This window comes from Streptomyces sp. NPDC006261 (genome assembly GCF_040613515.1).
Taxonomy (GTDB): domain Bacteria; phylum Actinomycetota; class Actinomycetes; order Streptomycetales; family Streptomycetaceae; genus Streptomyces.
Genome location: NZ_JBEXSI010000013.1, coordinates 138,215 through 148,060, shown reverse-complemented (window position 1 = coordinate 148,060; position 9,846 = coordinate 138,215). Strand labels below are relative to the sequence as shown.

Here is a 9,846-nt window from a genome sequence, read left to right as displayed (position 1 = left end):
CAGGAGGCCCGCCTCGCCGAGGGCTTCACGACCGGCAGGCACCGGCACGCCCCCGGCCGCGAGCTGGCCATCCACAGCAACGGGCCCGGCAGGCTCGCACTGGCGACGCGAGCCGTCCGCCCGGTGGTCGACACGATGACCGCTACGGGCACGGGAGAGCTGGTGCTCGGGGGCACGTATCCCCGTGAGGAGGCGGCCGGGAAGAAGGTCATCCTGCGGCACGGCACCCGCCTCGAGGAGAAGGAGCTGCCGGTCGAACTCGCCGACGGGCGGTTCACGATCCGGATCGACCCCGAAGCAGCTCCTCAGGTGAGCGGTCCGGAGCTTCCTCTGTGCCCCGGTCGCTGGTACCTGTTCTTCCGCGACACGGACGCCTGGGACAAGTCCGGGGACATCCCGGTGACCTTGCGCCCCGAGCAGGTGACAGAGCTGCCCCTGCAGTTCAACGGCCCGCAGCGTGCCAGTGGGCAGCCGCGCGCTTTCACCGTGGACCGCCGCAACTTCGACCGCATCTTCATCGAGCCGGAACGGCTCCTCGCCCCCGACGAGCACGGCGCCTACCGCCAGCGCATCCTGCGCGAAACCTACTACCACGAACAGCGCGAACTCCCGTTGCGCGACTCGGTGCTCTACCTGAGCCTCGGCGGCAAGCAGTTCTCCGACTCGCCCCGGTCGGTCTACGAGGAACTGGTGCGCCGGGAGGTCGAGGTCGAGCACATCTGGATCCAGAACGCGGGGCTTCCCGAGATGCCGGCGGAAGCGACGGTGGTGACCTGGGGCACCCGCGAGTGCTACGAGGCACTGGCGCGCAGCCGTTACGTCGTCGTGAACACGGCGATCGGCGACTGGTTCGTCGCCCGCCCCGGACAGCGGGTCGTGCAGACCTGGCACGGCACCCCGCTGAAGAAGATCGGCGCGGACCTGCTCGGCTCGTCCAAGTCGAACCCCGCCTATATCGCCAGCCTGCCGCACAGCTACCGGCAGTTCGACTTCGTGGTGTCGCCGAACGCCTACACCACGGAGATCATGAGCAGGGCGTACTGCATCGAAGGCGGCATGTTCGAGAGCGGTTATCCGCGCAACGACGTCTTCTACGCGCCTGACCGTGAGGAGCGGGCGGCGCGGGTCAGGGAGCGGCTCGGTCTGCCGGAGGGCAAGAAGGTGGTGCTCTACGCCCCGACCTGGCGGGAGGACCAGCGGCACGCGAGCAAGCTGTACAAGCTCGATCTGCGGATCGACCTGGCCGCGGCTCAGGCCGAGCTCGGCGGGGATCATGTGCTGCTCTTCCGCAAGCACCCGAGGGTCCATGGCAGCGTGCCGGGTGACGGTCGCGGTTTTGTGTGGGATGTCACCCGCTACCCGGACATCGCCGATCTGTACCTTGTCGCCGATGTGCTGATCACCGACTACTCCTCGGCGCTCTTCGACTTCGCGCACTCGGACAAGCCGATGCTGTTCTTCACCTACGACCTGGAGCACTACCGCGACACCCTGCGCGGCCTGTACTTCGACTTCACCACCCGGGCCCCCGGACCACTGCTCAAGACGTCCGAGGAACTGGTCAAAGCCATACGCGACGTCGACGCCGTCGAAGCGGACTACCGGGAGAAGTACGCCCAGTTCAAGAAGGACTTCTGCGAGCCCGGCGACGGACTCGCGACAGCGCGCGTCGTGGACCGCATGCTCGCCGACGGACCGCACTCCGCGGCCCCGACCGACGGCTGAGCCTGGTCAGACCTGAGGGCGAGGGGGTCTCCGCCGCGCGGCGGCAGCGAGTGCCGGGGGTCCAGCCCGGAGGCCGATGGCGGGGGCGGCGCGGGCGCGCGGGATGAATTCCGTCGAGCAAGCCCGCCCCCGCCGCAGAGCAGGAGATCGTCATGACGTCTCGGTTCGGACGCAGAACTCTGGCCGTACTGGCCGTACTTGGCACAGGCTTCACGTTGGCCGGTGCCTCCCTGGCCGCGTCCGGCGATCCGGAGGAGAAGCCCGCGACCGGTCCGCGCGAGCGTCGTCGGGAGCGCCGAGTTCGTCCTGCCCTACCACCAGGACAAGGACGTCCGGTCCTTCACCTTCGACGCCCGGGCGGCCCCGTACAGCCGTCCGCTGCCCGGGATCCCCGGCGGCCTGCCCACCGACGCGCGGGGAACGGTCGAGGTCTCCCACTACTCGGCCGAGCGGGACATCACGTACACGTCCAAGGGGCGTGTGGACTGCCTGGTCACCGGAGTGCGCACCGCGACCCTGACGGCGGTCATCACCGAAGTGAGCCCCGGCGGGCCTCCCACCGTCGGGAACCGGGTCGGATTCAGCGTCTACGACGGGGGAGACGGCAAGGACGAAGGCAAGGGCCGCTCCAAGGACCGCGTCGGTTTCTCCTGGAACGGCGTGAACCTGCTGCCGAACGGCAGCACCCCGCCCGAGGATGCCCCGGTCGGCACCTGCATGGCCCCCGCCCCGTACGCCCCGGTGACCAAGGGCGGTTACGCTGTCGCGCACGCGGAGCTGCCGCCCCCGCCACCCTCCCCCAAAGGTGCCACCGGGGCCACCAGCCGCGCCCCGGAGTGATGCAGGTCGGCATCTGCTGCGCCGTCGAGGTGGCGAAGCTGTGTGCAAGGGCGTGACGCGGCCTGTGTGAGGAGGACGGCGCGCCGGATGCGACGACGGGAAGTACCGCCCATGCCTGCGCTCGAGGCCACGGAGCTGCGTGAACACGCGGTGAGGCAGCGTGAACACACGGTCGTCGTCACCGCGCTCGCGGTCTCGTCCGTCGTCGTCGTGCTGATGGCCCTGGGGTACTGGGCGTTCTTCGTCCACACCTTCTCCGATCCCGGCGGCCCCGGATTCGTGGGAATGCGGATCGACGGGGGACACGGTCACCGTCAAGGCCGGCCAGTGCCCGCAGGACCGGGTACGGCGGGTCGAGGTCTGGGACAGCGGCCGTCAGCGGCTTGTCTGGCGCGGCGACAAGCCGCTGACCGAGGAGGGGCGGCGCGGCCTGCTCCCCCTCTGGGACGGGAAGGCCTACCGCGCGTCCAGCCCGTCGGGGCAGCCGTCCGAACTGCCCAAGACCCTCGATGTGACCATCGACCACGGCCCCGAGTACGGCGTGGCGGAGGTGTTCGACATCGCGGAGGTATGAGCCGCTGTCCTGCCCCCGGGGTCGTACTGGACGCATGATGGCGTCAGGACGGCCGGGCAACTCGACGAGATCCTCGACTGCGGCAGCGGCGGCCGGTAGGTAGAAACCGTTCGCCCGGCCGCTGTCGAGCGGATAGGAAAGGGCGATGGCTGATGAATCGATCGCTCCTCCGGACCGCCTGACCGCCGAACGGGCCTGTGAGCGCCTGGTCGTTCAGTTCGTCCATGAGCTGGATCTCGGCGAACCGGGCAGGGTGGCCGAGCTGTTCACGGCCGACGGGGTCTGGGAGTGGGCCGAGGGCGACCGCAGGATCGAAGGCCGGGAGGCGCTGCGCGGCTATTTCGGGACCCGCCCCGCCGACCGGCTCTCGCGTCGCATCTGCACCAACATCCTGGTGACCCTGACCTCCGCGTCGACGGCGACGGCGACCACCTACTTCACGACGTACCGCGTCGACGGCCACTCCGGCGGGATGCTGCCGCCGAGGCCCCCGACGCAGGTGGGCCACTACGAGGACACCTTCCGAAAGGCCGACGGCCGGTGGCTGCTCAGCAGGCGTGCCCTGTTCCTGGCCTTCGGCGGGCCGACCGAGAACGTGGGCGGAGTGGTCGGCGACGTCTGAAAGGCCGCAGTGGCGAAGGGCCTTGCATGACCATGTACGGACAGTGATCCGTATGTGATCAACGCCCCGTAGTCTCCTCCGGCAGGGGATGCACGGCAGGCGAGAGCACGTGCGGGCAAGGCGGGGGACGTACATGGAATACCGGCGCGCTGCGATACCGGCACTGGTCGGCGGGCTGCTGCTCACGGCGCTTCTCTGGTGGGCGGGGGCGAGCACCCAGGCACTGCAACTGCCGGGCACCGTCGACGTGCTCGGCGGGCTGCCCGCCGCCCAGCTCGAACACTGGCTCACCCCGTGGTCGTACGACCCTCCGCCCTCTGTCCGGATCGGCGCGGAGACGTTCGGTGTGGGCGAGGACGGGGCAGCGATCGACAATTCCCGCTATCTGTCGCTGTATGCGACGGGGATGCAGATCCGGTTCGTGGCGGTCCCCCTCTTCTTCGTGCCCGGTGCGCTGCTCCTGGTCCGCAGGCTCCCCCCGGTGAACGGCCGGGTGCCCGCCACGCTGCTCGCGGTATGGGCCTGGGGCGTGGTGGCCGGGACCCTGGCCGTCGCCGTCTCCGCGCCCTGGCTGATCGCGGCGAACGGGCGCGGCAGTTACCGCTTCCTGCCCCAGCTCGCGGGCATGGCCTCCGGCGGGCGGCAGATCCTGGTACTCACCGCACTCGTCGCGGCGGTGGTCGCGGTGCTGGCGGCCCGGGTCACGGCCAAGGGCGCCGGCCCGCTGCCGCGGGCGGCCGTCCCGGTGGCGGCCGCCCGCCTGGCCGCCACCGCCGGAACCGCGGTGATCGCCGTGTCCCTGGTCGTCCTCTCGTACCAGCCCGTGGCCGCCACCCTCCAGACCGCGTTCCCGGGCAGTGGCCTGTTCGCCGAGCCGGGCGACCTCCTGCGCCAGTGGTTGCTGCTGGGCTCCTGGGCGGGCCCGGCCGGTACGCCGGTCGGCGACTGGTTCCTGTACCGCGTGGCCGACGCGCTCGTGCTCGCCGCGGTGTGGTGGGCGCTGCGGTGGCTGCCTGTCCTGCTCTCCCGGACCACGGTCCCGGCGATGGCGGCCGGCGCGGTCTGCGCGACCGTGATCGGTCTGCTGGTGAGCCAGTTGACACAGATGGCCTTGAGCGATGGGGGGATGCGCTGGGGGCTGGTGCAGCTGTCGGCCGGCATCGGCGGTGGCGTCCCTGCCGCTCTGACCTTCGGCCTGGTGGCGGGGGCGGCGGCTGCCGTGACGTTGCGGATGGCGGGGAGCCGGTTCCGCGCCGGTGCGAGTCCGGACCCGAGGGGCTCTGACGTCACGGGCCCCGACCCGGCGGTTCCCGGCACCACGGCTACGGCCTCCGGCGCCGCAGCCCCTCCCGGCACCGCCACCTCCGACGCTCCAGATCCCCACCGAGGGCCTGGCCCCTCCCTGCCGTGGCACCCCGGAGCTCAGGACCAGGCTTGAGCGGGGAGGGTTCGCTCGGCGCCCTCACCGGGCGAACCAGCCGAATGCCACCCAGGCCGCAAACGTCCCCTCGACGCGTCGCGCGGCGAAGCTGGGGTTCATCGATGTGGAGCGGCGTGAGGCAGGTGGGACCCAACTCACGTTGCTCTCGGGCCGGGCTGACGGCCGGCGGTGCTGAAAGCGGTAGCGGTACGGAGCAGCTTCATCGGACGATCTCCTGGGAGACGACGACCCCGTACAGGTCGCCGATGGTGGCCAGGACGCTGTCGTGCACCTGGCGTGCGTCGAGGTCGGTGCCGTGGAAGGCGTTCGGCGCCTGCTTGACGGCGACGGGTTCGCCGTCGACCGGCGCGACGGCCGGGTGTATCCGGCCGATCTCGGCCCGGATGTCGTGCGGGGTTCCCCCCGCCGTCGTTGATGACGTGGACGACGTGACGCCACCGAGGCCTACGCCACCTCCCGGCTGGGCTGAGCCACGAGGGAGGGGGCCGGTCAGGCCGCCGTGGCTCGCCGCAGCGTCTTGCGATGGGCCCGGTTCGTGGCCATCAGTACGTCCAGGGCGTCCCAGGTGCGGGCCAGCTCCTCGATGTGGGCGGAGAGCCGTTCCCTCTCCTGCTCCATCCGTTCCATGGCGGCGTCGGACGTCGCCTCGCTCGGGGCGTCCACGCAGGGCAGCAGTTCCGTGATGGTGCGGCTGGACAGGCCGGCCGCGTAGAGCCGTTGGACGAAGCCGACCCGGTCGATGTCGGCTTCCCGGAAATGCCGCTGCCCGCTGGGGCTGCGCGTACTGGTGAGCAGGCCCTGCTCCTCGTAGTAGCGCAGGGACCGGACGCTGACGCCGGCCGCCTTCGCGAGTTCCCCGATGCGCATGCCGTCCGTCCTTCTCGTCTTCGTCCTCTTCGGGCTTGCCTCTGACATTGATGTCAGGTTTTAGCGTAGCCGCAGTGCCCGGCTCGCGGGTACCGCGTCACGAGGAGGACGGACGGCATGACCCTGATCGACACCCACCCCGAGACCCCTTCCGACACACACTCCGACACCCTGTTCACCGGCTACCGGCTCGGGGGCCTCACCCTCCCCAACCGGGTCGTGATGGCCCCCATGACCCGCGTCCGGGCCGCCGCCGGGGGCCTGGCGACGCCGTCGATGGCGACGTACTACGCCCAGCGGGCGACTGCCGGGCTCATCGTGAGCGAGGGTGTGCAGCCGAGCCTGATCGGGCAGTCGAACCCGGGCACGCCGGGGATGCACACCGATGAGCAGGTTGCTTCGTGGCGGCCGGTCACCGCCGCCGTCCACGCGAACGGGGGGCGCATCTTCGCGCAGATCATGCACGGCGGGCGGGTCTCGCATCCTGACACGAACGGTCTCGTGCCGGTCGGGCCGTCGGCCGTACCGGCGGCCGGTGAGGTGTTCACGCCGACCGGGCCCCAGGCGGCGCCGATGCCCCGGGCCCTCGGCACCGCCGAGGTTCCCGAGCACGCCCAGTCATACGCGGCGGCCGCCCGCCGGGCCGTCGACGCCGGGTTCGACGGGGTCGAACTGCACGGCGCCAACGGCTACTTGATCTCCCAGTTCCTCTCCTCCAACGCCAACCTGCGGACCGACCGCTACGGCGGGTCGGTCTCCAACCGCGTACGGTTCGCCGTCGAGGCGGTGGAAGCGACCATCGATGCCGTGGGCGCGGCGCGGACCGGCATCCGGCTCTCGCCGGGCGGGACGTTCTGGGGCGTCGAGGAGAAGGACGTACCCGAGCTCTACGCCCTCCTGCTGGAGGAGTTGGCGCGTCTGGAACCGGCGTACGTGCACTTGGAGGCGACCGCCGAGGACGAAATTCTGGTGGCCCTGCGCCGCGCGTGGCCCGGCACCCTGATCATGAACCCGGTACTGCCGATGGGGGAGCGGCGGGCCGAACGCCCCGACGCCGACCGCTGGCTCGGCCTGGGCGCGGACCTCATCAGCTTCGGCCGGGCCTTCATCGCCAACCCCGACCTGGTCGAACGGCTCCGCGCCGGGCTGCCGCTCGCCGCGGAGGAGGCGGCGACCTACTTCCAGGGGGGTGACGCGGGGTACGTCACGTACCCGGCGTACCGGCACGCGGGCTGAGCCCCGGGGGCCCGGCCCTCTTCCCGCTGTGACGTGCGCGCGTCAGAATCCAAGGGCCTTGCCCCACCTTGCCCCCACCGCCCTCGGAGGCGCCTCCATGTCCGTCACCCCCGCCCCCAAGCCGCCTGCGCAGTCGCGCCACCTGAGCACGCGCAGAACCTTCCTGGCCGGCGCCCTCGCCGTCTCCGCGACCGCCGTCGTCGGGACCGCGCCCGCCGTCGCGGCCGCCCGGGGACGGGCGGTCCGGGGCACGCAGGACTGGATGGGCGGCCTGCCCGACGCCACCGCGCTCCAGCGGCTCACGATCCCGGGTACGCACGACTCGGGAGCGCGGTTCGGCGGGCCGTGGGCGGAGTGCCAGAACACCACGATCGCCCAGCAGTTGCAGAGCGGGGTGCGCTTCCTGGACGTACGGTGCCGGATCACCGGAGGGTCGTTCGCGATCCATCACGGGGCCGCGTTCCAGAACATGATGTTCGGCGATGTCCTCGTCTCCTGCCGGGACTTCCTGGCCGCACGGCCCAGCGAGACCGTGCTGATGCGAGTCAAGCAGGAGTACTCCTCCGAGAGCGACGCGGCGTTCCGGGCCATCTTCGACGACTACCTCGGCGGGCGGGGGTGGCGCTCGCTGTTCCGGCTGGACTCCGCGCTGCCCTCGCTCGGGCAGGCGCGGGGCAAGGTGGTGCTGTTGGCCGACAACGGCGGGCTGCCCGGGGTGCGGTACGGCGACCCGGCCCTCTTCGACATCCAGGACGACTACATGGCAGAGCCGTTCGCCAAGTACCCGAAGATCGAGGCGCAGTTCCGCAAGGCGGCCCAGCAGCCGGGCAAGTTCTTCATGAACTACGTCTCCACCGCCGCCCTGATGCCGCCCCGCTGGAACGCCGACCGCCTCAACCCGCAGGTGCACTCGTTCCTCGAGCGTTCCGAGACGGCCGGCTGGACGGGTCTCGGCATCGTCCCGCTGGACTACCCGAACCAGCGGGGAGGGCTGGTGGAGTCGCTGATCCGGCACAACCCGGTGGGGTGACGGCGGTCGGCCGACGCGCGCGAGGGGCGGCGGGCCTTGGCGCTGCCTGACCCTCACATCCCCGGCGGCGGAGTGGGCGCCCCCGGCAGTCTGATCGTCGCCACCGTGCCGGGGCCCGCGTCCGGGGCCGGGCGCAGGGTGATCCCGCCGCCCGCCTGCTGGACCGTACGGGCCACGATGGACAGGCCCAGGCCCGAGCCGGGGAGCTGGCGGGCGGAGGGGGAGCGCCAGAAGCGTTCGAATACGTGCGGGAGCTCCTCGGCGGGGATGCCGGGGCCCCGGTCCCGAACCGTCAGCTCGCCCCGGTGCAGGTGGACGTCGATCGTGGCGCGGGGCGGGCTGAACTTCACCGCGTTGTCCAGGACGTTGACGATCGCCCGCTCCAGGGCGGCCGGCTCGGCCCGTACGTACCAGGGGGCCAGGTCGTCCGTGATCGTCAGCTCGGGGCCGCGCAGGCGGGCGCGTCGCAGGGCGGTACGGGTGATGTCGTGCAGGCCCACCACCTGGAGCGGGCCGGGTTGCGCGGCGTCGGGGCGGGCCAGCTCCTGGAGGTCGCCGATGAGGGCGGCCAGCTCCGTCATCTGGGCCTTCACCGAGGCCATCAGCGCCTTGCGGTCGTCCGGCGGGATCACCCGGCCGGTCTCGTCGCTGCGGGCCAGCAGCTCCACGTTCGTCCGCAGCGAGGTGAGCGGGGTGCGCAGCTCATGGCCCGCGTCCGCGATCAGCTGGGCCTGGCGGTCGCGGGAGGAGGCGAGCTGGGCCGTCATGGAGTTGAAGGAGTGCGACAGCCGGGCGATCTCGTCCTCGCCGTCGACCGGGATCCGCACGGTCAGGTCCTCCGTGCGCGCCACGTGCTCGACGGCCTCCGTGAGTTCGTCCACCGGGCGCAGGCCCGCCCTCGCCACCCAGAGCCCGGCCGCGCCCGCGCCGATGACGCCGATGCCGCCGACGAGGGCCAGGACCCAGGCGAGGGTGGAGAGCGGTGCGTCGATCTCGCTGAGCGGGCGGGCCACCGAGACCGCGAGCTGGTTGTTCGCCTGGCCGGAGCTGACGACCGGCGGCAGCTTGCGGGTGTAGACCCGCATGTCCTTCCCGGCGTCGTTCTCCGTCGTGTGCAGGGCGTCGGTCTCCCGGCCGGCCGCCACGGCGACATCGTCCGGCTGGGCGGGGACGGGGGTGGTGTTCGGGGCGGTGCAGTAGCTGCCGTTCGCGGCGACGATCTGCACGGTGTACTGGCCGGGGAACTCCTGGGCCGGCAGCTGCCCACCGCTCAGGCACGAGCTCAGCAGGTCGCGCATCGGCTCGTTGTCCATCTTCGCGTTGCGCAGCGAGTCGTCGAGCTGGTCCTCCAGCTGGATCCGGGTCACGAACCAGCACGCCACCGCCACCGCCGCGACCGCCACCGCGACCGCCGTGGCCACGAGGATCGCGAGCCGGGAGCGCAGCGGCAGCGCGCGGAAGCGGCGTACGAGCCTCTTCCTGGTGGGAGCCGCCTCGCCCCCGGTGGGAGC

General features: G+C 71.7%; 8 protein-coding genes and 1 pseudogene. 6 read left to right on the top strand and 3 right to left on the bottom strand.

The annotated features are described in order from the left end of the window. The 4 genes from ABZ154_RS11345 to ABZ154_RS11330 all read left to right on the top strand — a co-directional run. The coding region (locus ABZ154_RS11345) for a CDP-glycerol glycerophosphotransferase family protein (protein ID WP_356831247.1) at window positions 1-1,725 on the top strand (1,725 nt) is incomplete at its 5' end. Window positions 1,726-1,947: 222 nt separating this feature from the next. Continuing rightward, window positions 1,948-2,565 carry a hypothetical protein gene (locus ABZ154_RS11340; protein ID WP_356831245.1) on the top strand — a complete coding sequence of 206 codons (618 nt, stop codon included), beginning with the start codon at window positions 1,948-1,950 and terminating at the stop codon, window positions 2,563-2,565. Between the two features lie 719 nt (window positions 2,566-3,284). After that, the gene (locus tag ABZ154_RS11335) at window positions 3,285-3,761 is read left to right on the top strand and encodes a nuclear transport factor 2 family protein (protein ID WP_356831243.1); all 477 of its coding nucleotides are present in this window, start codon (window positions 3,285-3,287) and stop codon (window positions 3,759-3,761) included. A 133-nt stretch (window positions 3,762-3,894) separates the two neighbouring features. Then, complete coding sequence (locus ABZ154_RS11330) at window positions 3,895-5,199, top strand: hypothetical protein (protein WP_356831241.1); 1,305 nt, start codon at window positions 3,895-3,897, stop codon at window positions 5,197-5,199. Between the two features lie 202 nt (window positions 5,200-5,401). Here ABZ154_RS11330 and ABZ154_RS11325 read toward each other — a convergent pair. Both ABZ154_RS11325 and ABZ154_RS11320 read right to left on the bottom strand, forming a co-directional pair. Further along, window positions 5,402-5,630 (bottom strand): annotated as a pseudogene (locus ABZ154_RS11325) (hypothetical protein); the annotation flags it as partial. Between the two features lie 61 nt (window positions 5,631-5,691). Then, the gene (locus ABZ154_RS11320) at window positions 5,692-6,069 is read right to left on the bottom strand and encodes a MerR family transcriptional regulator (RefSeq protein ID WP_356831239.1); all 378 of its coding nucleotides are present in this window, start codon (window positions 6,067-6,069) and stop codon (window positions 5,692-5,694) included. Window positions 6,070-6,186: 117 nt separating this feature from the next. Here ABZ154_RS11320 and ABZ154_RS11315 point away from each other — a divergent pair, with 117 nt between their 5' ends. Both ABZ154_RS11315 and ABZ154_RS11310 read left to right on the top strand, forming a co-directional pair. Further along, window positions 6,187-7,305, top strand: coding sequence for an alkene reductase (locus tag ABZ154_RS11315; protein ID WP_356831237.1), 1,119 nt, complete (start codon window positions 6,187-6,189; stop codon window positions 7,303-7,305). Between the two features lie 97 nt (window positions 7,306-7,402). Next, entirely contained in the window at window positions 7,403-8,335 is a 933-nt protein-coding gene (locus ABZ154_RS11310; RefSeq protein WP_356831235.1) for a phosphatidylinositol-specific phospholipase C, read from the top strand. A gap of 53 nt (window positions 8,336-8,388) precedes the next feature. Here ABZ154_RS11310 and ABZ154_RS11305 read toward each other — a convergent pair whose 3' ends face one another. After that, complete coding sequence (locus tag ABZ154_RS11305) at window positions 8,389-9,786, bottom strand: HAMP domain-containing sensor histidine kinase (RefSeq protein WP_356831281.1); 1,398 nt, start codon at window positions 9,784-9,786, stop codon at window positions 8,389-8,391. Window positions 9,787-9,846: the final 60 nt, after the last annotated feature.